General features: G+C 72.9%; 21 protein-coding genes. 2 read left to right on the plus strand and 19 right to left on the minus strand.

What is annotated here, in order from left to right; genetic code table 11:
• Positions 1 to 123 precede the first annotated feature (123 nt).
• The 9 genes from lepB (ACZ52J_RS26295) to proS form a co-directional block, all read right to left on the minus strand.
• Positions 124 to 1,065, minus strand: coding sequence for a signal peptidase I (gene lepB, locus ACZ52J_RS26295; protein ID WP_465622253.1), 942 nt, complete (start codon positions 1,063 to 1,065; stop codon positions 124 to 126).
• Entirely contained in the window at positions 1,049 to 1,981 is a 933-nt protein-coding gene (gene lepB / locus ACZ52J_RS26300) for a signal peptidase I (RefSeq protein ID WP_465622255.1), read from the minus strand. Before lepB (ACZ52J_RS26300) ends, lepB (ACZ52J_RS26295) begins: the two co-directional genes overlap by 17 nt.
• A gap of 77 nt (positions 1,982 to 2,058) precedes the next feature.
• A complete protein-coding gene (rplS, locus tag ACZ52J_RS26305) occupies positions 2,059 to 2,409 on the minus strand; it encodes a 50S ribosomal protein L19 (RefSeq protein WP_030306736.1) in 351 nt (116 codons plus the stop codon).
• Between the two features lie 154 nt (positions 2,410 to 2,563).
• Positions 2,564 to 3,382: a tRNA (guanosine(37)-N1)-methyltransferase TrmD gene (trmD, locus tag ACZ52J_RS26310; protein WP_465622392.1), complete on the minus strand. Its 819-nt coding sequence runs from the start codon at positions 3,380 to 3,382 to the stop codon at positions 2,564 to 2,566.
• Positions 3,383 to 3,414: 32 nt separating this feature from the next.
• Positions 3,415 to 4,050, minus strand: a complete 636-nt coding sequence (gene rimM, locus ACZ52J_RS26315) for a ribosome maturation factor RimM (RefSeq protein ID WP_465622256.1) — start codon at positions 4,048 to 4,050, stop codon at positions 3,415 to 3,417.
• A gap of 203 nt (positions 4,051 to 4,253) precedes the next feature.
• Entirely contained in the window at positions 4,254 to 4,493 is a 240-nt protein-coding gene (locus ACZ52J_RS26320; protein ID WP_030056773.1) for an RNA-binding protein, read from the minus strand.
• Between the two features lie 2 nt (positions 4,494 to 4,495).
• On the minus strand, positions 4,496 to 4,924 hold the full coding sequence (gene rpsP / locus ACZ52J_RS26325) for a 30S ribosomal protein S16 (protein WP_360504647.1): 429 nt from the start codon (positions 4,922 to 4,924) through the stop codon (positions 4,496 to 4,498).
• Between the two features lie 391 nt (positions 4,925 to 5,315).
• Positions 5,316 to 5,894: a hypothetical protein gene (locus tag ACZ52J_RS26330; protein WP_360504645.1), complete on the minus strand. Its 579-nt coding sequence runs from the start codon at positions 5,892 to 5,894 to the stop codon at positions 5,316 to 5,318.
• Between the two features lie 521 nt (positions 5,895 to 6,415).
• The gene (gene proS, locus ACZ52J_RS26335) at positions 6,416 to 7,828 is read right to left on the minus strand and encodes a proline--tRNA ligase (protein WP_465622258.1); all 1,413 of its coding nucleotides are present in this window, start codon (positions 7,826 to 7,828) and stop codon (positions 6,416 to 6,418) included.
• A 230-nt stretch (positions 7,829 to 8,058) separates the two neighbouring features.
• On the opposite strand from proS, the gene ACZ52J_RS26340 reads away from it, so the two are divergent.
• Positions 8,059 to 8,883, plus strand: a complete 825-nt coding sequence (locus tag ACZ52J_RS26340; protein ID WP_360504641.1) for a class I SAM-dependent methyltransferase — start codon at positions 8,059 to 8,061, stop codon at positions 8,881 to 8,883.
• 53 nt (positions 8,884 to 8,936) lie between these two features.
• On the opposite strand, the gene ftsH is transcribed toward ACZ52J_RS26340, so the two are convergent.
• The 7 genes from ftsH to nsdA form a co-directional block, all read right to left on the minus strand.
• Entirely contained in the window at positions 8,937 to 11,030 is a 2,094-nt protein-coding gene (ftsH, locus tag ACZ52J_RS26345; RefSeq protein ID WP_465622259.1) for an ATP-dependent zinc metalloprotease FtsH, read from the minus strand.
• Positions 11,031 to 11,123: 93 nt separating this feature from the next.
• Positions 11,124 to 11,648, minus strand: a complete 525-nt coding sequence (locus ACZ52J_RS26350) for a GNAT family N-acetyltransferase (RefSeq protein WP_396289949.1) — start codon at positions 11,646 to 11,648, stop codon at positions 11,124 to 11,126.
• A 108-nt stretch (positions 11,649 to 11,756) separates the two neighbouring features.
• Positions 11,757 to 13,322 carry a signal recognition particle protein gene (gene ffh / locus ACZ52J_RS26355; RefSeq protein WP_465622393.1) on the minus strand — a complete coding sequence of 522 codons (1,566 nt, stop codon included), beginning with the start codon at positions 13,320 to 13,322 and terminating at the stop codon, positions 11,757 to 11,759.
• Between the two features lie 149 nt (positions 13,323 to 13,471).
• On the minus strand, positions 13,472 to 15,928 hold the full coding sequence (locus ACZ52J_RS26360; RefSeq protein WP_465622260.1) for a [protein-PII] uridylyltransferase: 2,457 nt from the start codon (positions 15,926 to 15,928) through the stop codon (positions 13,472 to 13,474).
• Positions 15,929 to 16,072: 144 nt separating this feature from the next.
• Positions 16,073 to 16,411: a P-II family nitrogen regulator gene (locus ACZ52J_RS26365; protein WP_045700226.1), complete on the minus strand. Its 339-nt coding sequence runs from the start codon at positions 16,409 to 16,411 to the stop codon at positions 16,073 to 16,075.
• Positions 16,411 to 17,796: an ammonium transporter gene (locus ACZ52J_RS26370; protein WP_360504635.1), complete on the minus strand. Its 1,386-nt coding sequence runs from the start codon at positions 17,794 to 17,796 to the stop codon at positions 16,411 to 16,413. Before ACZ52J_RS26370 ends, ACZ52J_RS26365 begins: the two co-directional genes overlap by 1 nt.
• A gap of 325 nt (positions 17,797 to 18,121) precedes the next feature.
• Positions 18,122 to 19,576 carry a transcriptional repressor NsdA gene (gene nsdA, locus ACZ52J_RS26375; protein WP_360504633.1) on the minus strand — a complete coding sequence of 485 codons (1,455 nt, stop codon included), beginning with the start codon at positions 19,574 to 19,576 and terminating at the stop codon, positions 18,122 to 18,124.
• Positions 19,577 to 20,194: 618 nt separating this feature from the next.
• On the opposite strand from nsdA, the gene ACZ52J_RS26380 reads away from it, so the two are divergent.
• Positions 20,195 to 20,872, plus strand: a complete 678-nt coding sequence (locus ACZ52J_RS26380) for a bifunctional DNA primase/polymerase (protein WP_360504631.1) — start codon at positions 20,195 to 20,197, stop codon at positions 20,870 to 20,872.
• Positions 20,873 to 21,092: 220 nt separating this feature from the next.
• Here the strand turns inward: ACZ52J_RS26380 and ftsY are convergent, their stop codons facing one another.
• The 3 genes from ftsY to ACZ52J_RS26395 form a co-directional block, all read right to left on the minus strand.
• Positions 21,093 to 22,319: a signal recognition particle-docking protein FtsY gene (ftsY, locus tag ACZ52J_RS26385; RefSeq protein ID WP_465622262.1), complete on the minus strand. Its 1,227-nt coding sequence runs from the start codon at positions 22,317 to 22,319 to the stop codon at positions 21,093 to 21,095.
• 47 nt (positions 22,320 to 22,366) lie between these two features.
• Positions 22,367 to 25,975 carry a chromosome segregation protein SMC gene (gene smc / locus ACZ52J_RS26390; protein ID WP_465622263.1) on the minus strand — a complete coding sequence of 1,203 codons (3,609 nt, stop codon included), beginning with the start codon at positions 25,973 to 25,975 and terminating at the stop codon, positions 22,367 to 22,369.
• A 161-nt stretch (positions 25,976 to 26,136) separates the two neighbouring features.
• A complete protein-coding gene (locus tag ACZ52J_RS26395) occupies positions 26,137 to 26,340 on the minus strand; it encodes a hypothetical protein (RefSeq protein WP_360504626.1) in 204 nt (67 codons plus the stop codon).
• Positions 26,341 to 26,592 lie beyond the last annotated feature (252 nt).

The raw sequence follows: 26,592 nt of genomic DNA on the forward strand, positions 1-26,592 counted from the left end.
CCAGCACAGTCTCGGCGCGCGACCCGGAACCACTCCCGGCCGCACCTGCACTTCTCTATCACTCCAAGGCATCCGGCTCGCGGTCCCACACGCGAGGCCCGGCCGGTCGGCGGCCGACGCGGCTCACTCCGGAGGCCGCCCCGGCCGACGACCGACGAGCGGAAGGATGCCCAACACACCCATAACGAGCGGAGGTTCCACAGGAACCGGCCCAACGCCCACGGATTCCGCGGTAGTTCCTCCGGCCTGCGGAGCCCGGGCGAGAGAGGAGAGTGAACTCGGCACATCGAGTTGATGGAAGCGGTCCAGCGGCCAGGCGATCACGAACGCGCGACCGACCACACCGCTCAGCGGGATCGTGCCCTGGCCCGGATTGCCCATGTGGAAGCGGGAGTCGGCGGAGACGTCGCGGTGGTCGCCCATGACCCAGAGCCGCCCCTGCGGCACCTTCACCTTGAAGGGCTGCCGGGACGGCGGGTTGCCGGGTGCGAGGTAGGTCTCGTCCACCGGGTGCCCGTTGACGCTGAGCCGCCCCTGCGCGTCGCAGCACTCGACGGTGTCCCCGCCGACGCCGATCACCCGCTTGATCAGGTCCTGCTCGTTGTCGGACGGCAGCAGTCCGACAAAGGTCAGCGCCTGCTTGGCCGCACCCAGCACCGGGCCGTCGTCGGAGGGCTTGTGGTCGTTCTCCAGCCAGCCGCCCGGGTCCTTGAAGACCACCACGTCGCCGCGCTGCGGCTCACTGCCGAACCAGGGGGTCAACTTGTCCACCAGCACCCGGTCCCCGATCCGGATGGTCTGCTCCATCGAACCCGAGGGGATCACGAACACCTGGACCAGGAAGGTCTTTATCACCAGCGCCACCAGCAGGGCCACCAGGATGATCATCGGGACCTCGCGCACCAGCGACCGCTTGCGTCGGCGAGCCGCCCGACGGGCGCTGCGGCGACGCTCGGCCCGGCCGCGCACCGACCGGGCCACGGCGGGCCCGGCGCCCTCCGGCCCACCGTTGTCCGGCTCGCGGGCCGGGCGGTCGGCGAGCCGACCCCTACCTCTGGTCCCCATGACCACCCGTCCCCGCAGTCGCGGCGAAAGCCGCGGGCCGGTCCAGGCTGGTCCAGCGCGAGAACGGGTAGACCACCCAGTCCGCCCGGCCGATCACCTTCTCCTCGGGCACGAAGCCGCCGCCGGGCTCGCCGAGGTGGTCGCGGGAGTCACGGGAGGCCCTGCGATGGTCGCCCATCACCCACAGTTCGCCGGCCGGCACCACCACGTCGAAGGCCACGCTCGACGGGTCGTTCCCCGGGGCCAGGTAGGAGGTCTCGTCCACCGGCACGCCGTTGACGGTGATCGGCGCACCCGGGCCGGCACTGGTCACCCGGTCGCCGCCGACGCCGATCACGCGCTTGACGTAGATGGTGTTCCCGGCCGGGGCCAGCCCGAGGTCCTGGGCGAGCGAACGCGCGCCGTCCCAGAAGCCCTGCGGCTGCGCGGACTCCCGCAGGAAGGAGCCCCTCCCGTCGAAGACCACGATGTCGCCCCGTTGGGGGTGGCCGCCGAAGGCGTAGGCGAGCTGGTTCGCGATCAGCCGGTCGCCCGGTCGCAGGGTGTCCTCCATCGACCCGGAGGGCACCGCGAACGGACGCGCGACGAAGGCGTTCACCAGGAGCAGGGCCGCCAGGCAGATCCCCACCAACAGCAGCAGGTCGCGCGAACGCGAGTGGCCGGGCTCCTCGTCCTGCTCCGAGCCCTCCTCGGCCTGACTCTCCTCGCCCCGACTCTCCGCGGCCTGGCTCTCCTCGGCGGTGCGCGCGGAAGCGGCAGTAGCCGGACCGGTCGCCGTGTCCTCGGAAACGACCGCGGAAACGACCGAAGCGGCCCCGGTAACCGCCCCGGACACGACCGCGGACCGCGACAGCGAGTCCGCACCGGAGGGTGCGGGACTGCTGTCGCGGTCCGCGGGTGGTTCGTGCGTGCTCATCGGGGGGTGAGCTTACCTTGCGGTCTCTCGGTCCCCTTGAGCGCTCCGATCCCCCGGCGAGGCCGGGGGCCGGTGGATCAGCGGTCGCGCTTCTCCTTGATCTTCGCGGCCTTGCCGCGGAGGTCACGCAGGTAGTACAGCTTGGCGCGGCGAACCGCACCGCGGGTCACGACCTCGATCTTCTCGACGACCGGGGTGTGCACCGGGAAGGTGCGCTCCACGCCGACGTTGAAGCTGACCTTGCGAACGGTGAAGGTCTCACCGATGCCGGCGCCGTGGCGGCGGATGACGACGCCCTGGAAGACCTGGACACGGGAGCGGTTGCCCTCGATGACCCGGACGTGGACCTTCAGGGTGTCACCGGCACGGAAGGCCGGAATGTCGCTACGCAGCGAAGCCGCGTCGACAGCAGCGAGCTTGTTGCTCATGTTGCTCTCCATCGCAGGCGCCACGGGCCGCCCACGGAAAATCGTCACAATGGGGTTTGCTGCGGGCCGCATCGGCTGACGGCGAGCCCCCCGTGGCGGGGGCGCCGGTCCACGTGCCCCCTACGAGAGGGTGCCAGCGACAGACAGCAGCGGCCTATTCTTCCACACCACCGGCCACGGACCGAAATCGGCCGAGCTGTTCGTCCCAGGCCAGGCCGAGGATGCTGAGCGCCTCCCGCTCCTTCTTGTCGAAGGCGCCGTACTGCCAGCGTTCGACCAGGTCGGGACGGTTCGCCAGGGTACGGGCGAAGGCCTGCTCGCGCCGCCAACGGGCGATCCGGCCGTGGTTGCCGCTGAGCAGCACGTCCGGCACGGTGCGGCCGCGCCACTCGGCGGGCTTGGTGTAGACCGGCCCCTCCAGCAGGTCGGCCATCGCGCCCGGCGCGAAGGAGTCGTCGCGGTGGGACTCGGCGTTGCCGAGCACCCCGGGCAGCAGTCGGGCGATCGCCTCGACCATGACCAGCACCGCGACCTCGCCGCCGGCCAGCACGTAGTCGCCGATCGAGGCCTCGACCACCGGCATCCGGGTGGCCGCCTCCTCGATCACCCGGCGGTCGATGCCCTCGTACCGCGCGGGGGTGAAGGCCAGCCAGGGGCGGCCGGCCAGCTCCTGGGCGAGCTCCTGGGTGAACGGGCGCCCGCTCGGGGTCGGCACGACCAGGGTGGGCACCTCGCCCTCGGGCCCGCCGGCGACCACCGCGTCCAGCGCCTCGCCCCACGGCTCGGGCTTCATCACCATGCCGGGGCCGCCGCCGTACGGGCTGTCGTCCACCGTGCGGTGCACGTCGTGGGTCCACTCGCGCAGCTCGTGGACGTGCACGTCCAGCTGGCCGCGCGCGCGGGCCTTGCCGACCAGCGAGATGTTCAGCGGCTCCAGGTACTCGGGGAAGATCGTGACGACGTCGATCCGCATGCCGCTCTGCACACCGCCGCTCTCCTCGACGGTCACTCCGACTCCTCCGAACCGTCGGCGGGCTCGGCGGGCGCAGTGGCCTCGGCAGCCTTAGCGGTCTCAGCGGTCTCAGCGGTCTCAGGGCCCTCGGCCGAGGACGTACCGGCGACCTCCGCCTGCTCCAGGTCGATCAGCCCGGGCGGCGGGGTGATCACCGCGCGCTGGTTCTCCAGGTCGATGGTCGGCACGATCTGGCTGACGAAGGGCACCAGCACCTCGGTCCCGTCGGGCCTCTCCACCGTGAGCAGGTCCTGGTACGGCAGGTGGAGCACCTCGGTCAGCTCGCCGACCAGGGTGCCGTCGAGCAGCACCACGTCCAGGCCGATCAGCTGGTGGTCGTAGTACTCCTCCGGATCGTCGGGGCGCTCCTCCGGGTCGACCTCGGAGATGAGCAGGGTGCCCCGGAGTGCCTCGGCCGCGTTGCGGTCCTTGACGCCGACGAAGCGCAGCAGCAGCCGGCCGCTGTGCACCCGGCCGGACTCGATGGTCAGCGGCCCGGCCGACGCGGGGTCGGTGAGCAGGACGGCACCCGGGCCGAGCCGGAGCTCCGGCTCGTCGGTGCGGACCTCGACGCTGACGTCCCCCCTGATGCCGTGGGCACGGCCGATCTTGCCGACGACGAGCTGCACGGTGATCGTTCTCCTGGAGTTCCTGAGCCGAAACGAGAGCCCGACGAAATGCGAAGGGCCGGTGCGAAGGGCTGGTGCGGTGGGGTGGTGCGATGCCCCGAAGGGGTGGTGCGAACGGGTGGTGCGGGAAACGAGAAAAGGCCGACCGGGACGACATGCGTCCCGGTCGGCCCCAAGCCCTGACGGCTGAACGAGCAGCTGCGTCAGCGAATGTTGTCCACGTCGACCAGGTCGACCCGGACGTTGCGACCGCCGAGGGCGCCGACCACGGTGCGCAGAGCGCGCGCCGTGCGGCCACCCCGGCCGATCACCTTGCCGAGGTCATCGGGGTGCACTCGCACCTCGATGGTGTTGCCCCGACGCAGGTTGCGCGAACGCACCTGCACCTCGTCGGGGTGCTCGACGATGCCCTTCACCAAGTGGTCGAGGGCGTCCTCGATCACGCTCAGGCCTCGGCGGCGGCGTCGGCCTCAGCCTCGACCTTGTCCGACTTCTTGGCCTTCGGGGTGATGGCGACACCGGTGGTGGCGTCCTCGAAGCCGGCGACGGCCTTCGCGAACAGGTGCGAGAAGTCCTCGACCTTCGGCTCCGCGACCAGCAGCGGCGCCGGGGCCGGCAGGCCCTTGAACTTCTGCCAGTCGCCGGTCAGCTTCAGGATGGCGAGCACCGGCTCGGTCGGCTGGGCGCCGACGGACAGCCAGTACTGGGCGCGGTCGCTGTCGACCTCGATCTTCGAGGGGTTGTAGGTCGGCTGGTAGATGCCGATCTCCTCGATCGCGCGACCGTCACGCTTGGTGCGGGCGTCGGCGACGACGATGCGGTAGTGCGGGGAGCGAATCTTGCCGAGACGCTTCAGCTTGATCTTGACTGCCACGGGAGTGGGTTCTCCTGGTGTTGACGTGGGTGAGCGGGCTCGCCTCGCGTGGGGTTGCGGGGTGGACCGTTCAAGGGACACGCCAGCCGTAGGAGAGAGGGGTCCTGTCTCGGCTGCCGAGTACTCAGCTGTCCATTCTGCCATACCGGCGCGAACCGCCCGCACACGGCCCGGGAACGGATCAGGGCTCGACCGGGAGCCCCCGCTCCCGGTCCAGCCCACGGACTCACCGCTGTTGTACTGCCCTGCCGTTGTTCTGCTCATAGCGCTTGGACCGCTCGTAGCGCTCGGACTGCTCGTAGCGCCTGTACCGCTCTGCCGGTCCGCCGTGCGACCGCTCGCTCCGGCCGGACCGCTGCCCGCACAGCAGTCCCGCCGGCCCGCCGACCACTTACGTGATCTTGAACGGCTGCTGGCACGCGCCGCAGACGATGGACGCCTGCGCGAGCACCGACGGAACGACCCGGACGTTGCGTCCGCAGCCGCAAACCGCCTTGACCCGGACGCCGCCCCCGGAGGAGCCGTGCCGGGCGGCCGGGCCGCGGAAGGCACGCGTCACGCCGTCGCCGGCCACCGCTTCCTGGTGCGCGCCGAGGGCGCGGTCCAGACGCTCGATGGTTCCTGCGTAGCGTTCCTGCGTCTCCTTGAGCATGGTCACCTGGGAGAAGCCGCTACTCGCGTGCGGCTCCACCGGGTGCGCCAGGCCCAGCTCGGAGGCGAGCATCAGGAAGCGCCGGTTGTGGTAGCGGCCGGCCCGCGAGGTGTCCCGGATATCCCGGGCCGCGGCCAGACCGTGGGCAGCCTCGTGGAGGAGCCGCTCGAAACCGAGCCGCGTGCCACAGGCCGAGGAGGATTCGCCGATCAGGGCCTCGGGCGAGGCCAGGTCGGGGAGATCCTGGTGGTAGGCCTGGATGTCGCTCCAGGCGGCGGCCAGTTCGGCCGCGAGGACGAGGGGCTGTGTCGTGCTCACGCTAGACCAACGATGGAGTGCGAGCCGATGTTCCGCATGTTTCCGTCCTCCGGGAATTCACAGGGAACTCCCAGGAATGCAAGGCGGCGCGCGAATTGCACGCTCCGGATCTGACGCAAGACCAACCCCCTGCCGGTTTCGGCCCGTCCCACGGTCGGCGGGCCTGGTGAATTCCGCCCCGGGCGGCGGGCTGTCGCCCCCAGGACGTACGGCCCGTGGTCCCGCCTGATTGACAGGGCCACGGGCCGTACACCGTACCGCTATTCCGTTAATACCGGGAGTTGACCGGCCAGTAGGGATGTCCGCTGCCGGGAGTCCCCCGAAGGAGTTACCGGATTCTTACCCATCCGCATTACGGGCAAATGTCGCCGCCAACGGTCATTACCTACAGGTAACAGACAACCGGCGGACATCCCGGATCGCGGAAGACCCGCGAAACGGCCGCCTGAACCGAACCCCGGATCGAACCCGGAACCGGACACGGGTGCGAACCGGGAACGGGTGTCGGAACCGGATCGATGTCAGTACGCGCGGGCGACGATCGCGATATTGCCGTCCTGGTCGTCCGACTGCGGCACCGAACCGTCGGCCGCGACGATGCAGCGCACCGTGACGCCCTGCTCGGCCAGCTTGGCCTCGCCCTCCGCGCCGAGGTCGGCCCAGGAGATCCGGCCCCAGCCGGTCGCGGCGGCCTCGACGGCCTCGTCGATGGTCTTGACGTCGACCGTGCGGGACTCGCGGCGCTCGCGGGACTGGCGCAGCAGCAGCGCCTGGTCCTCCTCCAGCACGCCCGGGAGCAGCGCGGCCAGGGCGTCGATGGAGACCGGCTCCTTGCCGCCCGGGATGCGGCGGGCCAGCATCGCGGTGCCGTTCTCCAGGTCGCGCGGACCGACCTCGATGCGCAGCGGAACGCCCTTGAGCTCCCAGTCGACGGCGCGGCGGCCGAACGGGGTGTCGGTGCGGTCGTCGACCACGACCCGGATGCCGGCGGCCTCCAGCTGCGCGCCGATCTCGCGGACCTTGGCGATGACCGCGTCGTCGCCCTTGATCGCGAGCACGACGGCCTGGACGGCGGCCAGGCGCGGGGGAACCCGCAGGCCGTTGTCGTCGCCGTGGGACATGATCAGGCCGCCGACCATGCGGGTCGAGACGCCCCAGGAGGTCTGCCAGACGTGCTCGCGCTCGGCGCCCTGCAGCTGGTAGGTGGTGTTGAACGCCTTGGCGAAGTTCTGGCCCAGCTCGTGGCTGGTGCCCATCTGCAGCGCCTTGCCGTCGCCCATCATCGCCTCGAGGGTGAGGGTGTTGATGGCGCCGGCGAAGCGCTCCTTGGCGGTCTTGCGGCCGAGCACGACGTCGATGCCGAGCACGTTGGTCATGAAGTCGCCGTAGACCTGGGTGTGGATCATCGCCGCGTACGCACGGGCGTCCTCGTACGTGGCGTGGGCGGTGTGGCCCTCCTGCCAGAGGAACTCGGTGGTGCGCAGGAAGACGCGCGGGCGCAGCTCCCAACGGACCACGTTGGCCCACTGGTTGATCAGCAGGGGCAGGTCGCGGTGGCTCTGCACCCACTTCGAGAAGTACTCGTTGATGATCGTCTCGGAGGTGGGCCGGACGACGACCGGCTCGTCCAGCTGCTTGCCGCCGCCGTGGGTGACCACCGCGAGTTCGGGTGCGAAGCCCTCGACGTGCTCCGCTTCCTTGGTCAGGTAGGACTGCGGGATGAACATCGGGAAGTAGGCGTTCTGCGCGCCGGCCTTCTTGATCCGGGCGTCCATCTCCTGCTGCATCCGCTCCCACAGGCCGTAGCCGTACGGTCGGATGACCATGGTGCCGCGCACCGGACCGTTGTCGGCCAGCTCGGCCTTGTTGATGAGGTCCTGGTACCAGCGCGGGAAGTCTTCCGCCTGAGGGGTGAGAACGGGTGCCTTAGCCATGGGGCGAATGGTACGGGGAGCGACCCCCTGACTTCGAATCGGTATCACACCCCCGGCCGGTGACGGACCGGGCCGCGGAACGGGCCGAAGGACGGGGGGCGCACTACCGCGACACGCGCGCACCACCCTGCACCCCTCTGGACGCCGGGCCCGACCCGCTGTTCGCTGGAGTAGGGCGGGACTTTGGGGGAGCCGTAGCAGCACACCGAAGGACCGGATGGGAGGCCGCGATGGCTTCAGCTCGGACGACCGGCACAACCGAACGACCAACGGGCGCACGCGCGCACCACCCGCAGCCCGGGGCCGCCGGGCCCGTGCGGGCGCGCGACTGGGCGGAGATCCAGGAACGCATGCTGGTGCCGCTCTACGAGGCGGTCTACGACCGGCTGGAGGTCGGCCCGGCGAGCAGTGTGCTGGGCCTGGGCTGCCGGTCCGGACTGGCGTTGCTGCTCGCCGCCGGACGGGGCGCCCAGGTCTCCGGGCAGGAGCCACGGGACGAGCTGCGCGAGCTGGCCCGCGACCGTCGCCTGCGGGTGTGCGCCGGGGCCCGGCCGGCCGCCGACGTCGCCCGCTCGGCCCATTCGCTGGTGACGGTTTTCGAGCAGCTGCCCGGCGCCGCCGAGCCCTGCGCGGTGGTGGCCGAGGCCGCCCGGCTCACCCTCCCGGGCGGGCACGTGGTGCTCGCCGTCTGGGGCCCGCCGGAGCGCTGCGAGAGCGCCGCGCTGCTGGACGTGGCCCGGCGGATGGCGGGTCGCACCACCGCGCGCGACCCGTTCGAGCTGAGCGCGCCCGGAGCGCTGGAGGACCTGCTCGCCCCGGCCGGCCTGCGCCCGGCCGGCAGCGGCCGGGTGGGCTGCCCGTTCGCCTACGCCGACCTCGACAGCGCGGTGCGCGGACTGCTCTCCACCGGCCTGTTCGAGGCGGCGGAGGAGTTCTCCGGCGCCTCACTGGTGGCCAAGGAGCTGGAGGAGGCGCTGCAGCCGTACCTGCGCGCGGACGGCTCGGTCCGGATGGAGAACGTGTTCCGCTACCTGGTCGCCGAGCGGCCGCGCTAGGAGACGCGAACCGGGGGCGCCCGCCACCACGGCGGGCGCCCCCGGCAACCGGTTCACGCCTGGTCGAGCGACCTCCCGCCGGGGCCGTCCTCGGAACCACCGGCACTGTCGGAGCCACCGGAACCGGCGGAACCGTCAGAACCACCGGGACCACCCGAAGCACCGGAGCTGTCGGTCCCACCAGAGCTGCCGGACCCGCCGGAGCTGCCGGACCCGCCTGACCCGCCGGAGCCCTCTGAGGCCCCCTCCCGGGGCACCCCCGCCGCCCGGTAGGCCTGCTCCTCGTCCAGCGTCTCCGCCTCCAGCAGCGCCGCCGCCAGCGCGTCCAGCCGGTGCCGCTGCTCGGTCAGCAGCCGCACCGCGTCGTCGTAGCACTCGGCGACGATCCGCCGGGCCTCCTCGTCCACCGCGTCCAGCGTGGTCGGCGCGGCGGAGAGCCCGTACGCGCCCTGCGGGTCGGAGGGCACCGCGGTGAGCCGGCCGACCCGCTCGCTCATCCCCCAGCGCCCGGCCATCCCGCGGGCGATGTTGGTGACCTGTTCCAGGTCGCTCTCCGCGCCGGTGGTGATCACTCCGTAGACCACCTGCTCGGCCGCCATGCCGCCGAGCGCGCCGATGATCCGGCCGCGCAGGTAGGGCTCGGTGTACGAGTAGCGGTCGTTCTCCGGGGTGGAGAGGGTGACACCGAGCGCCCGGCCGCGCGGCACGATGGTGATCTTGCGGACCGGGTCCGCGCCGGGCTGGAGCATGCCCAGCAGCGCGTGCCCGCTCTCGTGGTACGCCGTCCGCTCGCGCTCCTCCTGCGGCATCACCAGCGGCCGCACGGCGCCGAGTTGGACCTTCTCCAGGGCGTCCGAGAGGTCCCGCTCGTTGACCGCGTCCTGCTCGCGCTTGACGGCCAGCAGGGCGGCCTCGTTGACCAGGTTGGCGAGTTCGGCGCCGGTCATCCCGGGGGTGACCTTGGCCAGTCGGGTGAGGTCGGTGTCGCCGGACAGCGGGACGGTGCGGGTGTGGATGCGCAGGATCGCGGCCCGGCCCTCCCGGTCGGGCGGGCTGACGGTGATCCGCCGGTCGAAGCGGCCGGGGCGCAGCAGCGCCGGGTCGAGCACGTCGGCCCGGTTGGTCGCGGCGATCACGATGACGCCTTCGGAGCCGCTGAAGCCGTCCATCTCGGTGAGGATCTGGTTGAGCGTCTGCTCGCGTTCGTCGTGCCCGCCCATGCCGCCGCCCGCGCCGCGCTGGCGTCCGATGGTGTCGATCTCGTCGATGAAGATGATCGCCGGGGCGACCTTGCGGGCCTCGGCGAACAGTTCGCGGACCCGGCTGGCGCCGACGCCGACGATCATCTCGATGAACTCGGAGGCGGAGGCGGAGAAGAACGGCACGTCCGCCTCGCCGGCCACGGCCCGGGCCAGCAGGGTCTTGCCCGTCCCGGGCGGGCCGCTCAGCAGCACGCCGCGCGGCATCTTGGCGCCGAGCTTGCGGTACCGCTCCGGGTTCTTCAAGTAGTCGACCACCTCGGTGAGTTCGGCCTCGACCTCGTCGATTCCGGCCACGTCGGCGAAGGTGGTGCGGGTGCCCTGCTCGGCGGTGACCGGCTTGGGCGGTGCCTTGCGCCCGAGCGGCCCGGCGCCGAGGCCGCCGGCCATCCGGCGGGCGAGCAGCACCCAGATGAAGATCAGCAGCAGCATCGGGGCGAGCGAGAGCAGCAGGTTGGTGAGGAAGCTGCGCTGCTGGACCGGCGAGGTGGCGGTGACCTCGACGCCCTGCTGCTGCAGCGTGGTCCACAGGTTGTCGCCCGCGAACGAGGGCCGCTGGGTGTCGAACTCGGTGTAGTCGCCCTTGCCGCCGTCCGGCTTGGGCTGGGCGCTCTTGAGGGTGCCCTCGATCGCGTCGCCCTTGGCGTAGATCTTGGTGATGTTGCCCTTGTTCAGCTGGTTGTTGAACTCGGTGTACGAGATCGTGGTGGCGCCCTCGTTGCCGAAGTAGGACAGCAGCACGTCGGAGATCAGGAACACCACGAGGGCGGTGAGGACGAGGCCGGTCCAGCCGCCGGGCATCCTGCGGCGGGGCGGGGGCGGGGGCGGGGCGCCCTCGGAGCGCCAGGGCTGGTCGGGGGTCTGACGCGGCGGCACGGGTTCGGTCACCCATCGGACGATACGGACAGGTGCTCGGGCGGGCCAACCGCAACGCCGCGCCCGAGCGCCCGCGCGGTCCCGCCGGGCGCCTCCCACCAGCGGTTATGCCGAAGCGCCGGGCCACTCCTCGGCGGTCAGCGCGAATCGCTCGTGGTCGCGCCAGTCGCCCTGCAGGAACAGCATCCGCGGCGAGAAGCCCTCGCGTCGGAAGCCCAGCCGCTTGGCCATCGCGACCGAACGCTCGTTGTCCGGCTGCACGTTGATCTCCAGCCGGTGCAGTCCCAGCCCGCCGGCCGACTGCGGGGCGAAGCAGCGGTCCAGGACCAGCCGCATGCCCTCGGTCATCCGCCCGGTGCCGGCGAACGGCAGGTACGCGTCGTAGCCCATCGTCGCGTTGCAGAACCGGCCCATCACGATGTTGGCGATGTTCACCTTGCCGACCAGCCCGCCGGTCCTCCCGTCGAGGATCAGGAAGGTGCGCAGGCCGGCCCCCTGGCGCTCCAGCAGTTCGGGCAGCCCGTCCGGCTCGACCGGGTTCCACCGCCCGATGTGTTCGGCGGACCGCCGGACCGCCTCGGCGTACGCAACCGCGTCCTCGGCCCTCGGGGCCCTGATCATCACTCGCATGTCCCCCATCATCGGACACGCGATCGGCCCGCCGCCCGGAAATACCGGACGACGGGCCGAGCGAAATCGATCAAGGCCGATCACAGACCAGCCCCGGACGCTCAAGGACTACAGCAGGTCCTTGAACTCCTTGGGCAGCTCGAAGTCGGCCGGGCCCTTGCCCGCGCCGAGGCCGAACGCCCCGCCGTCCGCCGGGGCCTGGTCGGCGCCCGGGCCGAGCGCGCGGCGCTCGGCGGCCGCGGCCTCCTCCTGCGCCCGCTTCAGCGGGTTGCCGCTCTTGCGCTTGCCCTTGGCCTGCGGGGCCTTCTTGCCGGACTTCTTCGCGCCGCCGCCCATGCCCGGGATCCCCGGCATGCCGGGCATGCCCTTGCCGGAGGCCATCGCGGACATCATCTTGCGGGCCTCGAAGAACCGCTCGACCAGGTTCTTGACCTCGCCGACCTGGACGCCCGATCCCTTGGCGATGCGGGCCCGGCGGGAGCCGTTGATCAGCTCCGGCTCGGCGCGCTCGGTCGGGGTCATCGACTTGATGATCGCGCCGACCCGGTTGACGTCCTTGTCGTCGATGTTGTTGATCTGCTCGCGGATCTGGCCCATGCCGGGCAGCATGCCGAGCAGCTTGGAGATCGAGCCCATCTTCTGGACCTGCTCCAGCTGCGACAGGAAGTCGTCCAGCGTGAACGCCTTCGGGCCGCCGCGCAGCTTGGCGGCGATCTTCTCCGCCTCGGCCTGCGAGAAGGTCTGCTCGGCCCGCTCGATCAGCGAGAGGACGTCACCCATGCCGAGGATGCGCGAGGCCATCCGGTCCGGGTGGAAGGCGTCGAAGTCGTCGACCTTCTCGCCGTTGGAGGCGAACATGATCTGCCGGCCGGTGACGTGGGCGACCGACAGGGCGGCACCGCCGCGGGCGTCGCCGTCGAGCTTGGAGAGCACGACACCGGTGAAGTCCACGCCGTCGAGGAAGGCCTGCGCGGTGGTGACCGCGTCCTGGCCGATCATCGCGTCGACGACGAACAGGACCTCGTCCGGGTTCACCGCGGCGCGGATGTCGGCGGCCTGCTGCATCAGCTCGGCGTCGATGCCCAGGCGGCCGGCGGTGTCGACGACGACGACGTCGTACTGCTTCTGCTTGGCGTACTCGATCGAGTCCTTGGCCACCTGCACCGGGTCGCCGACGCCGTTGCCCGGCTGCGGGCCGTAGAAGGCCACGCCGGCGCGCTCGGCGACCACCTGGAGCTGGTTGACCGCGTTGGGGCGCTGGAGGTCGCAGGCCACCAGCAGCGGGGTGTGCTTCTGCTTCTTCAGCCAGTGGCCGAGCTTGCCCGCGAGGGTGGTCTTACCGGCGCCCTGCAGACCGGCGAGCATGATGACCGTCGGGCCGCTCTTGGCGAACCGCACCCGGCGGGTCTCGCCGCCGAGGATCGCGATGAGCTCCTCGTTGACGATCTTGATGATCTGCTGCGCCGGGTTCAGCGCGCCGGAGACCTCGACACCGAGCGCCCGCTCCTTGACCTGCTTGATGAAGGCCCGGACGACAGGCAGCGCGACATCCGCCTCCAGCAGCGCGATACGGATCTCGCGGGCCGTGGCGTCGATGTCCGCCTCGCTCAGGCGGCCCTTGCCCCGGAGGTTCTTGAACGTCGCTGCGAGGCGATCGGAAAGGGTGTCGAACACGTCGTCGCGGGTCCTCTGCGGCATCGGTAACGGTACGGTCGTCGTCCCCCAGGGTATCCGGCCGCCCCGGGTAAGGTCTCCACCCCTGCTCCAGGAGCTCCTCCGCCCCTGCTCCCGGGGCTGCTCAGCCGCTACTTCCCGGGGTTTCCTCAGCCCAGCGCCGCCCGGACCGCGGCCGCCACCTCCCCGGCCCGCCCGGCGGCCAGCGGACGGCCCTCCGGGTCGGTCAGGTAGAAGGAGTCGACGGCCTCCGCGCCCAGCGTGGAGACGTGCGCCGTGCGCACCCGTACGCCGGCCCCGTCCAGCGCCCGGCCGATCCGGTGCAGCAGTCCGGGGGCGTCGTGCGCGCGGACCTCCAGCACGGTCGCGGTCGCCGAGGCCACCGCGGGCGCCACCGCGACCAGCGGCGGCGGGGTCGGGATGCCCTTGCGGCGCGGGGCGGCGGCGTCCCGTTCGGCGAGGCGCCGCGCGACGTCCAGCGAGCCCTCCAGCGCCCGGCGCAGGTCGGCTCGCAGCCGGGCCGCCTCCGGCAGCTCGCCGAACTCGGCGGCCACCCGCCAGGACAGCAGCAGCACCGGCCCGGCACCGATCGGGTCCAGCTCGCGCAGCCCGGCCGAGCGGACGGTCAGCCGGTGCAGCGCGAGCACCCCGGCGGCGGTGCCGAGCAGCCCCGGGCGGTCCGGGACGGCCAGGGTCAGCTCCACGCCCATCGGCTCGGTGCCCGGGTCCGCGCCCGCGGCCTGGGCCCGCAGCGACAGCGCCGGCTCACCGGTGCGGGCCGCCTCGACCGCGAGCCGCTCCTGCTCGGCGGTCGGCGCCGCCTCCACCGGTGCCGTGGCCGCCCCGGCCAGCCGGTCGGCGGCCCGGTCCACCAGGCCGGCCACCAGCGAGGCCCGCCAGCTGCTCCACGCGGCCGGGCCGGTGGCCAGCGCGTCCGCCTCGGTGAGCGCGTGCAGCAGCTCCAGCTCCGGCAGGGTGGTGATCGCCTTGGTGATCGCCTCGACGGTGGCCGGGTCGTCCGGGTCGCGCCGGGTCGCGGTGTCGACCAGGGTCAGGTGGTGGCGGACCAGCACTGCCAGGGTCTCGGTGTCCTCGGGGCTGAAGCCCATCCGGGGGGCGAGGTCGCGGACGATCACCTCGCCGGCCTCGCTGTGGTCCCCGGGCCAGCCCTTGCCGATGTCGTGCAGCAGCGCGGCGACCAGCAGCAGGTCCGGCCGGGCCACCCGGCGGGTCATCGCGGCGGCCCGCACCGCCGTCTCCACCAGGTGCCGGTCCACCGTCCAGCGGTGCACGGCGTTGCGCTGCGGACGGCAGCGCACCCGCTCCCAGTCCGGCAGCAGCCGGGTGACCAGCCCCTCCGCCTCCAGCGCCTCCCACACCGGGACGGCCGCCTCGCCGGCGCCCAGCAGGGTGACCAGCTGCTCGCGCGCCTCGTCCGGCCAGGGCACCGGCAGCGGACGGCACTCGGCGGCCAGCCGGCGCACCGTCGCGTACGAGACGGTCAGCCCGTTCTGCGCGGCGGCGGCCGCGGCGCGCAGCGGCAGCACCGGGTCGGTGGCCGGGCGGGCGCCCTGGGCCAGCACCGCCTCGCCGTCCTGCTCGACCACGCCCTCGGCGAGGGGGCGGCGCTCGACCGCGCCCCGGGCCACCGCGCCCGCGCCGCGCCCGGCGCCGGTGAACGGGGCGGTGAACGGCGCGGTGAACGGGAACGCGCGCCGCGTCGCCCGGCGGCCCCGGCCGGTCCGGGCGGCGAGCACCCGGTCCACCGCCCGCCAGGTGACGTCGCTCGCGTACGCGATGGTCCGGGCGGCCTCGTAGACCTGGCGCAGCAGGGTGTCGGCGTCCAGCACGCCGAGCCGCTCGGCGACCTGGTCCTGGTCCTGCAGGCTGAGCCGCTCGGTGGCCCGGCCGGTGACCAGGTGCAGCGCGTCGCGCACGTCGGCGAGCCGCAGCGCGGCGGCGTCCAGGCCGTCCCGGGGAGCGTCGGCGAGCCAGGTGGCGGCGACGGCGTTGAGCGCGACCACGTCGCGCAGGCCGCCGCGGGCCTCCTTGAGGTCGGGCTCCAGCAGGAAGGACAGCTCGCCGTGTCGTTCGGCCCGCTCGCGGCCCAGCTCGCGCAGCTCGGGCAGGCGCGCGGGGGCGCTCGCGCGCCAGTCGGTGAACACCGCAGCGCGCAGCTCGGCGGTGAGCGCCGGGTCCCCGGCGAGGTGGCGGGCGTCCAGCAGGCCGAGCTGGGCCTTGAGGTCGGCGGCGGCGACCGCCCGGGCCTCGGCGACGGTGCGCACCGAGTGGTCGAGCTTGGCGCCCGCGTCCCAGACCGGGTACCAGATCCGCTCGGGCAGCTCGCGGGCGATCGGGCCGTCATGCAGCAGCAGGACGTCCAGGTCGCTGCGCGGGGAGAGCTCGCCGCGCCCGTAGCCGCCGACGGCGACCAGGGCGACCCCGGGCGGGGCACCGGCGGCCGCGAGCAGGGCGGCCAGCCAGTCGTCGGTGAGCCCGGCGAGCGCCTCGCGGCGCGGGCGGCCGACCGGGCCGGGGTCGGCGAGCAGCGCGGCCCGGGCGGCGGCGGGGTCGGCGGGGTCGGAGGGCCTGGTCTCGGTGGTCATGCGCTGGGGTCCCGTCCGTCGTGCGGGGTGGGCCGTGCCACGGTGCGCCGGGAATGCGGTGCGGCGCGGTTCGGCCGAGCGGGGTACGCCGTCGGCGGGCCCGTGGTCCCCTCGGGGGATCACAGGCCCGCCGACGGGCGGGGGCTACAGGGCGTCCGGGCCACGCTCGCCGGTGCGGACCCGTACGGCGGTGTCGACCGGGACGCTCCAGACCTTGCCGTCGCCGATCTTCCCGGTCCGGGCGGCCTTCACCAGGACCTCGATCAGGTCGTCGGCGTCCTCGTCCTCGACGAGGACCTCGATTCTGACCTTCGGCACCAGGTCCACGGTGTACTCGGCGCCCCGGTACACCTCGGTGTGACCGCGCTGGCGGCCGTAGCCGCTGGCCTCGGTGACGGTCAGGCCGTGGACCCCGAAGGCCTGCAGGGCGGCCTTCACCTCGTCCAGGCGGTACGGCTTGATCACGGCGGTGATGAGCTTCATCAGGCGTCGACCTCGGTCTTCTCGGCCGCCTTTCCGGCGGCCTTCTCGGTGGGCTTCTCGGCGGACGAACCGGCGGACGATCCGGCCGACGCGGCGGCCGCGGCCAGGCCCGGCAGGGCCCGGGCCAGGCCCGCCCCGACAGCGCTGAAATCGTAGGCGGACTCGGCGTGTTCGGCCTGGTCGATGCCGGCCACCTCGACCTCCTCGGCGACCCGGAAGCCGACCAGCTTGTCGACCGCCTTGGCCAGCAGCCAGGAGAGCACGAAGGAGTACGCCGCGACCACGGCCACGCCCATCGCCTGCTTGCCGAGCTGCCCCAGCCCGCCGCCGTAGAACAGGCCCTTGGCGGTCTGGCCGACCCCGCCGGTGGCGAACAGGCCGATCAGCAGCGAGCCGATCGCCCCGCCCACCGCGTGCACGCCCACCACGTCGAGCGAGTCGTCGAAGCCCCAGCGGTACTTGAGCGAGACGGCGGCGGCGCAGACCGCGCCCGCGACCAGGCCGATCGCCACCGCGCCGAGCGGGCTGACCGAGCCGCAGGCCGGGGTGATCGCGACCAGTCCGGCCACCGCGCCGGAGGCGGCGCCCAGCGTGGTGAAGGCGCCGTGCTTGAGCTTCTCGTAGATCAGCCAGCCGACCAGCGCCGCGCCGGTGGCGACCTGGGTGTTGACCATCGCCATCGCGGCGACCCCGTTGGCGGCCAGCGCCGAACCCGCGTTGAAGCCGAACCAGCCGAACCACAGCAGGCCGGAGCCGAGCATCACCAGCGGCAGGCTGTGCGGGCGCATCGGGTCCTTCTTGAAGCCGACCCGCTTGCCCAGCACCAGGCAGAGCGCGAGGCCCGCCACACCGGCGTTGATGTGCACGGCGGTGCCGCCGGCGAAGTCGATCACGCCGTTTCTGTCACCCAGCCAGCCGCCGTGGCCGCCGTCGAAGAAGAACACCCAGTGCGCGACCGGGAAGTAGACGATCGTCACCCAGAGTGCGATGAACAGGCCCCAGGCGGCGAACTTGGCCCGGTCCGCGATGGCGCCGCTGATCAGCGCCGGGGTGATGATCGCGAACATCAGCTGGAAGACCGCGAAGGCGGTGATCGGGATGCTCCCGGTCAGCTCGTTCAGGCCGATGCCGCGCATCCCGAGGAAGTCCAGGTTGCCGATCAGGCCGGCGAAGGCGTCGGGCCCGAAGCTGAGCGAGTACCCGTAGAGGACCCAGAGCACGGTCACGATGCCGAGCGAGAGGAAGCTCATCGCCAGCATGTTGAGTGTGCTCTTGGCCCTGACCATGCCCCCGTAGAAGAAGGCCAGGCCCGGGGTCATCAACATGACCAGGGCCGCACTGATGAGCACGAAGGCGGTGTCGCCCGCGCTGAAGCCGTCCGGCATCGGCGTCTCCTCTGCGTCCAAGCCGATCCGCACCCGGGTACCTGTCCCGTGCCACCCGGGGTGTCGGCGATGAAGAGGAGCGTGCCGAAGGCTGGTTTCGGCCAATGCGGCCGGTTGTTTCGCGGCCGTGACGCGTGCGACGCGCGGGTTACGGCTGTGTGAACCGCGGCCCCGCGGCCGCCCGGAGGGGCTACCGTGCCGCCGCACGGCCCGGCCCCGGCGCGGAGGAGCCACCGCCCGCGACGGCGGCGGCCGGCACGGGCGGTGGAGTCGGGGCGGGTGGTGGAGTCGGGGCGGAGCGGTGGAGTCGGGGCGGGAGCGGTGATCAGACCACCGAGAGGTACTCCGGGATGTCCTGGACGACCCGCTCCTTGAGCCGGCTGACGGCGTCCACGCCCTTGAACCGGGCCGCCGCGGCCTCCGTGGTCTTGCGCACCCTGGAGTTCAGCCGCTCCGAGCGCACCTTGGTCGCGATGTCCACCGCCTGCTCGGCCATCACCGCCGCCTGCTCGGCCTCCTTCTGCAGCAGGTGCACGCTGGCCATGCCGATCAGGTTGAAGGCGTACGAGCGCACGTGGTCGCCGTCCTGGCGGAACAGGTCGACCGCGCGCTCCATCACCGGCGCCGACAGCGAGGCGTACAGCTCGGCGTTGTCCGAGTGGTAGGCGAGGTCGCGGAAGGAGTGCGCGTTCTCGGCGTTCAGCTCGGCCGGCGAGAAGAACTTCAGCCAGTCCGGGTCCCCGTCGCCCTCACGGATGTCGGTGAAGGTGTCCTCGGACAGCCGGATCGCCCGGGCGCAGCGGTTGATCTCCCCGATGGTGGCGTAGGCGCGCGCCTCCATCGCGTACAGCAGGGACTGCTGGCGCGGGGTGGCGGTGTCACGGCTGCCGTACTGCGCCAGGTGGATCAGCTCCAGGGCGTCCTCGCCCCGGTTGAGGTGGATCATCTGGCGGCTCATGTCGGTGAGGATCAGCGCGCCGAACGGGCGGTCACCGGCCTCCTTGGCCGCGTGCAGGGCCAGCACGTAGTACTTCTGCGCGCTCGGGTGCATCCCGACGTCGTACGACATCCACCCGGCCAGGTGGGCGAGCTCGGCGGTGAGCCGGAACAGCCGCCGGGTGGTGTCCTCGGTGTACGTCTCCTGGAGCAGGTCGGTGACCTCGTGCAGTTGGCCGACGACGGCCTTGCGGCGCAGCCCGCCGCCGTTCTGCGCGTCCCATTGGCGGAACATGACCGTGGTCTGCTCCAGCAGTTCCAGCTCGGGCTCGGAGAGCCGGCCGGTGAACGCCTCGCCGCCGTTGGCTGCGGTGAGGATCGGGGTGGGGATGCCGGTCGGGCCGGGGGTCAGCCAGCGCTGCATCGGCTCGATCAGCGCGGCGCCGGCGGTCAGCGCCAGCGAGGTGCCGAGGAAGCCCCGGCGGTTGAGCATCAGGTCGCTGCGGGAGTAGTCACTGATCAGCTGGACGGTCTGCGGGCCGCTCCACGGCAGGTCGACGCCGCCGCCCACGGTGGAGACCGGGATCGCGGCGCGCAGGCCGAGGTCCTCGATCGAGACCACCGAGCCGAAGCGCTCGGAGAAGAGCTCCGACATGATCTTGGGGATCGGCTCGCGGGGCTGTTCGCCGTCGAGCCAGCGGCGCACCCGCGAGGTGTCGGTGGACACGTGGTGGGCGCCGATCTGCCGGGCCCGGCGGTTGACCTGGCGGGCCAACTCGCCCTTGGACCAACCGCTGCGGGTGAACCACGTGGTCAGCTTCTCATTGGGTTGCTTCTCTGCCATGGGAACGTCCCATCCCGCCCGGCCCCTCGCGGGGCCCCCGATCGTGACCGCCCGACGGTTGCGGGCTCTTGCCAGACGTGCCTGCCGTGCCTGAGGTGGTGCCGTACCGCGCCCTCGCACTGGTGTGCCATCGTCGCGGACGTCCCGTCAGATTCCCAACTCCCGTTCTCCGGCGGCCCGGAGCGGGATCACGGCGACATCCGCGTGCTGAACGTAATGCCCCGCGAGGTGCCCGTGGGAGCGACCCTGGCGAAACGCCACCTTTCGCCACCCCCAGGAGTGAACCGAAGTCAGGGGGCAGACGCTTCACTGGATAGTCCCGACGGTCCGGCATATGCGGGCCGCCAAGTCGCCCGGCTCATCCCGGTAGACCCGGCAGAACCCGCAATCCACGGCAGTCACAAGCGAGTTCACCACCCACTCCGGGCGGCAACAGTTTCGCGCACCCGACGATCCGGCATCCGCGTCGCCCTCGCAAGGCGGCGCCCGAGGCGCACCATCGAAACAGGCGCACACCACGCGCTGCGCGCCGCCACCGCACTACGCACCACACACCTGACAATCGACACACAGTCACCATCCCGTAACCATCGGCAACGAGAACCTGTTGGGGGAGGCATGGACAACCTGTTCGGCGAACTTCGACTGGGGCACCTGCGGCTGGCACCGCTGGGCGCGCGCCGCCGCACCAAGGTCACCGCGTCCCGGGCCGCCGCGGAGTACACCGGCCGCTGGGGCTGGGCGGTCGCCACCGGCGCCCCGGCCACTGGCGCCACCGCCCCGACCCGCTGTCCCTGCGGCGCCGGCCGCTGCGCCGCGCCCGGCCTGCACCCCGTGCCGGGCTGCGAGGGCCGGGCCCATGCCGACCGCGCCGAGGGCTCGGTGCTGTTCCCCACCGGTCGCGCCTTCGACGTCCTGGACGTCCCCGAGCAGGCCGGCCTGCAGGCACTGGTCCGGCTGGAGCGCATGGGCACCCAGGTCGGCCCGGTGCTCGCTGCCCCCACCGGCCGGCTGCAGTTCCTGGTCGCTGCCGGCACCGCCCGCCGCCTGCCCGACCTGCTGTACCGGATGGGCTGGGACGACGCCGCGCTCGACCTCACCTGCCACGGCGAGGGCAGCTACGTCGCCGCCCCGCCCACCGTCCTCGGCGCCCTCGGCCCGGTCCGCTGGCTGCGCCGCCCCACCCGCGACAACGCCGGCTGCCCGCCCGAGGCCCGGTTGCTGCTCGGCACCCTCGCCTACGCCTGCCACCGCGGCCGCGAGCGCACCGCCGAGCCCGCCTGGGCCGCTTCGTAACTCGCCCTCTCGCCCTCGCGCCCTCTCGTCCCCAAGCCGAAGGGGCGCGGGCGGTGATCCGGGCGGGCCCGCCCGGATCCGGGCATACGGAAGGGCCCGCCCCTAGCGGAGCGGACCCTTCGAGCCAAGCTTCCAGCGAAGTTTTCGAGCCAAGCCTTCGAAGCCAAGCGGTCGAGCGGACCTTTCGTACGAGCGGCCTGTGGGAGACCGGCGGGGAGCCTCAGTCCCCGATCAACGCGTCCACGAACGCACCCGGCTCGAACGGCGCCAGGTCGTCCGCGCCCTCGCCCAGACCGATCAGCTTGACCGGCACGCCCAGGTCCCGCTGGACCGCGACCACGATGCCGCCCTTGGCGGTGCCGTCCAGCTTGGTCAGCACGATGCCGGTGATGTCGACCACCTCGGCGAACACCCGGGCCTGGATCAGGCCGTTCTGGCCGGTGGTGGCGTCCAGCACCAGCAGCACCTCGTCCACCGGGCCGTGCTTCTCGACGACCCGCTTGACCTTGCCCAGCTCGTCCATCAGGCCGGTCTTGGTGTGCAGTCGGCCGGCGGTGTCGATCAGGACGGTGTCCACGCCCTCGGCGATGCCCTCCTTGACCGCGTCGAAGGCGATCGAGGCCGGGTCCCCGCCCTCCGGGCCGCGCACGGTGCGCGCACCGACCCGCTCGCCCCAGGTCTGCAGCTGGTCCGCGGCGGCGGCGCGGAAGGTGTCGGCGGCGCCGAGCACCACCCTGCGGCCGTCGGCGACCAGGACGCGGGCCAGCTTGCCGGTGGTGGTGGTCTTGCCGACGCCGTTGACGCCGACGACCAGGACCACCGCCGGGCCCTCCTCGTGCTTGGTGGAGCGGACGGTGCGGTCGGAGTCCTTGCCGATCAGCTCGACCAGCTCCTCGCGCAGCAGCGCGCGCAGCTCCCCGGGCGTACGGGTGCCGAGCACCTTCACCCGGGTGCGCAGCCGCTCGACCAGCTCCTGGGTGGGGGCGACGCCGACGTCGGCGGTGAGCAGGGTCTCCTCGATCTCCTCCCAGGTGTCCTCGTCCAGGTGCTCCCGGGAGAGCAGCGAGAGCAGGCCCTTGCCGAGCGAGTTCTGCGAGCGGGAGAGCCGCGAGCGCAGCCGGACCAGCCGGCCGGCGGTGGGCTCGGGGACCTCTACGGCGGGAACCGCCTCGGCCTCGGCGGGCGCGACCTCGACGGCCTCCGGGGCCTCCGGGGCCTCGGGCTCCGCCGGGAGTTGCACCTCCTCGACGGTGCGGCGGGGTTCCTCGGTCGGCGGCGCGGACTCCTCGCCGACCTGGGGCTCCTGCGGGGTGGGCTTCGGCGCCGTGATGACCGGCGCCTGCGACTTCGGAGGCAGCTGCTGGCGTCGTCTGCCGGAAACGACGAGGCCTGCGATCGCGCCGACGGCGACCACGGCGATGACAACGGCAAGAATCACGTATCCCATAACGGCTCCAGTATCCGTGACAGGAGCCCGGATGGACCGCAGCCGCCCTACACCGATGCGGCGCGTACCGCCTTCGGCCGCTCCCGGTGCTCCGCGCGCAGCCGCTGGCTGATCACCTGCGAGATGCCGTCGCCCTTCATCGTCACGCCGTAGAGCGCGTCGGCGGACTCCATGGTCAGCTTCTGGTGGGTGATCACGATCAGCTGGGAGCTCTCCCGCAGCTCCTCCATGATCCCGACCAGCCGGCGCAGGTTGGTCTCGTCCAGCGCCGCCTCCACCTCGTCCATCACGTAGAACGGGCTGGGCCGGGCCTTGAAGATCGCCACCAACAGCGCCACCGCGGTCAGCGAGCGCTCGCCGCCGGACAGCAGCGACAGCCGCTTGACCTTCTTGCCCGGCGGGCGGGCCTCCACCTCCACCCCGGTGGCGAGCATGTCGTCCGGGTCGGTCAGCACCAGCCGGCCCTCCCCTCCGGGGAAGAGCCGGGCGAAGACGCCCTCGAACTGGGCGGCGGTGTCGTGGTACGCCGAGGCGAACAGCTGTTCGACCCGCTGGTCCACGTCCCGGACGATGTCCAGCAGGTCGCGCCGCCCGCGCTTGAGGTCGTCCAGCTGCTCGCCGAGGAACCTGTGCCGTTCCTCCAGCGCGGTGAACTCCTCCAGCGCCAGCGGGTTGACCTTGCCGAGCTGCTGGTACGCCTTCTCCGCGGCCTTCAGCCGCTTCTCCTGCTCGGCCCGGACGTACGGGTACGGCTCCCCCGGCTCCCGACCCTCCTCCGGCGCAGCGGGCGGGACGGGCCGGTCCGGTCCGTACGCGGCGAGCAGCTCGCCGCCGTCGATGCCGAACTCCTCCAGCGCGCGGGACTCCAGCTGCTCGATCCGCAGCCGTTTCTCCGCCCGCAGCACCTCGTCCCGGTGCCCGGCGTCGACCAGCTTGTCCAGCTCCTCCTTGAGGCCGCGGCCGTGCTCGCGGTGCTCCCGCAGCTCCTCCTCGCGCTCGGCGCGCGCCTGTTCGACGGCCGCCCGCCCGGCGTCCGCGCGGGCCAGCGACACCTCCAGGCAGGCCAGCAGCTGCCGGGCGCCCGCCACGACGGCGTTCGCCACCCCGGCGTCGTGCTCGGCCCGGCGGCGGCGCTCGGCCGCCCGGGCGCGCGCTTCGCGCTCGGCGTGGGCGGCCCGGTCCAGCTGGTCCGCCCGCCCGGTCAGCGCGCGGACCCGCTCCTCGTGGGTGCGCACCGCGAGCCGGGCCTCCAGCTCGGCCTGCCGGGCGGCGCTCGCGGCCTCTGCCAGCCGCTGCTGCTCGGCGGTGTCCGGCTCGTCCTCCCCCGCGTCCGCCGACTCCTCGGCCGCGGCCAGGCGCTGCGCCGACTCCTCGGCCGCGGCCAGCAGATCGGCCAGGCCCTGCTCGGCCCGCGCGGCGGCGGCGGACAGCCGTTCGGCCTCCCCGGCGGCGGCGCGGGCCTGCCCGGCGAGGCGGCCGAGCGCGCCCGCGACCCGGGCCCGCTCCTTCTCCGCCTGCCGCCGCAGCTCGCCGAGCCGCTCGAGCTCGGCCGCCGACTCCCGGCGCCGTTCGGTGAGTTCGGCCAACAGCTCGGCCGACTCGGCGCAGCGGGCGGTGAGTTGCCCGATCGCCCGGGCCGCCTCGGCCACGGCCGCCTGGGTCTCCAGCAGGCTCGGCGCGCCGCCGGAGCCGCCGTGCGCGAAGCCGGCGGCCAGCCGGTCGCCATCGGCGGTGACGGCGGTCAATCCGGGGTGCCCGGCGGACGGTCCGGGGCACGTCGTGACCAGCCGCAGCGCCGCGTCCAGGTCCGCGACCACCGCCACCCCGGCCAGCAGCCGCCGTACGGCGGCGAGCAACTCGGCCGGGCCGTCCACCAGTTCGGTGGCCCAGCGCGCCCCGTCCGGCAACTCCCCCGGCTCGTGCGGCACTTCGGCCGCACCGGCGATCAGCAGCGCGGCCCGCCCGGCGTCGTCCGCCCGCAGCAGCCGCAGCGCTCGGGCGGCGGCGGACGGCGAGTCGACGGCCACCGCGTCGGCCGCGGCGCCGAGCGCCGCCGCCACCGGCACCTCGTACCCGGCCTCGATCCGCAGCAGGGCGGCCGCCGGGCCGAGCAGCCCGCCCAGCCGTTCGCCTGCCGCCAGCAGCGCGCCGGTGCCGTCCTTGCGGCGCAGCCCGAGCGAGAGCGCCTCGTGCCGCGCGGTGAGCCCGGCCCGCTCGCGCTCGGCCGCGCCGGCCGCCTCCCGGGCGGCCGCGAGTTCCCGCTCGACGGCGGCCAACCCCTCGCGTGCCTCCCGGTACCCGGCCTCGGCCTGTTCGTCGTCCCCGGCCGCACCGTCCACCCGGTGCTGGAGGTCGTCCAACTCGCCCTGCGCGGCCTCGGCGCGCAGCAGCGCCTCGTCCCTGGCCTCGGCGAGCCGGCCGATCTCGGCCTGGGCCGCGGCGGCCTTGGAGCGGGCGGCGGCGGCCTGCCCCTGCAGCCGGGCCAGGCCCTCCCGGCGGTCGGCGATGGCCCGGGCGGCGTCCCGCAGCCGGAGGTCCTCGGCGGTCAGTTCCCGTTCCAGTTCGCCCTTGCGCTCGACCGCCTCGGCGAGCGCGTACCGCGCTTGCTCCAGTGCCTCGGTCAGCGCGGCCTCGTCCTCGCGGACCCGCTCGGCCTCCTGTTCCAGCTCCTCGGGGTCGCGTCCGCGCCGCTCCTCGACCCGGCCCCCGGCGGCGGCGTGTCGGGCGCGGGCCTCGGCCAGCCCGATGGTGCCGCGGGTGCGTTCGGCGAGTGCGGAGAGCCGGTACCAGGTCTGCCGGGCGGCCTCCAGGCTCGGTCCGAGCTGCTGGACCTGGGCCTCCAGGACGCGTTCGCGCTGCACCGCGCGGGCCAGCTCCTGCTCGACGGTGGTCCGGCGCAGCCGCAGCGCCAGTTCGTCCGCGACCTCGGCCTCGACGGCCCGGCGGAGGGTGGACAGGTCGTCGGCGAGCAGCCGCAGCCGGGCGTCGCGCAGGTCGGCCTGGATTCCGGCGGCCCGGCGGGCGATCCGGGCCTGTCGGCCGAGCGGTCCGAGTTGGCGGCGCAGCTCGGCCACCAGGTCCTGGACCCGGTTGAGGTTGGCCTGCATCGCGTCCAGTTTCCGCAGCGCCTTCTCCTTGCGCTTGCGGTGCTTGAGGACGCCGGCCGCCTCCTCGATGAAGGCGCGCCGGCCCATCGGGTCGGCGTGCAGGACGGAGTCCAGCTGTCCCTGTCCGACGATGACGTGCATCTCGCGGCCGATGCCGGAGTCGGAGAGCAGTTCCTGGATGTCCAGCAGGCGGCAGGTCTCCCCATTGAGGGCGTACTCGCTGCCGCCGTTGCGGAACATGGTCCGGGTGATGGTCACCTCGGAGTAGTCGATCGGCAGGGCGCCGTCGCTGTTGTCGATGGTGAGGCTGACCTCGGCGCGGCCGAGCGGTGCGCGCCCGCTGGTCCCGGCGAAGATGACGTCCTCCATCTTGCCGCCGCGCAGCGACTTGGCCCCCTGCTCGCCCATCACCCAGGACAGCGCGTCGACCACGTTCGACTTGCCGGAGCCGTTCGGGCCGACGACGCAGGTGATGCCCGGCTCGAAGCGCAGGGTGGTGCTGGAGGCGAAGGACTTGAACCCGCGCAGCGTCAGACTCTTCAGGTGCACGCGGCCGGTCTCCTCGTCGCTCGCCAGGGCCCCCAGCGTGCGACTGTATCCGGCGCCGGACACGACGAAGGGACGCCACATCAGGGCGTCCCTTGCAAGCTGCGTCCCTTTCGGGGCGGCTCAGTGCACAGCGGCGTCGATCTGCGAGGACCGGGCGGGACTCAGGTGAGAGCCGGCTCCCGCTGATCCAGATCGATGCTGTTGAGCAGCGAGTGCTCGTCAGCGACAGCGGTGAGAGCGTCGTTCTCAGCCTGCATCCGAAGGAGCTCGTCTTCGAGGTCCTGGACGCGCTGCTGAAGCCGTCGCATCTCGGAGAGCATTCGCGGGTCGGGGCCGCCGACGTACCCGAGAAGCGCCTTTGCCATGATGTATGGTCCTCCACGCTGAGTGACCGAACCGGAACGGTCCAGGTCTAGGGGGAAGGGGGACGCACGCGCGGCGCGTCACCGGAAGTGCTGGCTGGGCACTTCGGCACACGCACTGTGAGCTGGGCTCACGAGGGCATGCGCCTGCCGGGAAAACGCGGTCGTGTGCGCGGGTTTCCAGCGTCTCACCAAAGACGGAAAGGGTCAACACGATCACCGCACGCTACCGCGCCCCTGTCACCTGCCCGGCGG

The sequence above is a fragment of the Kitasatospora sp. NPDC034035 genome, assembly GCF_055575755.1.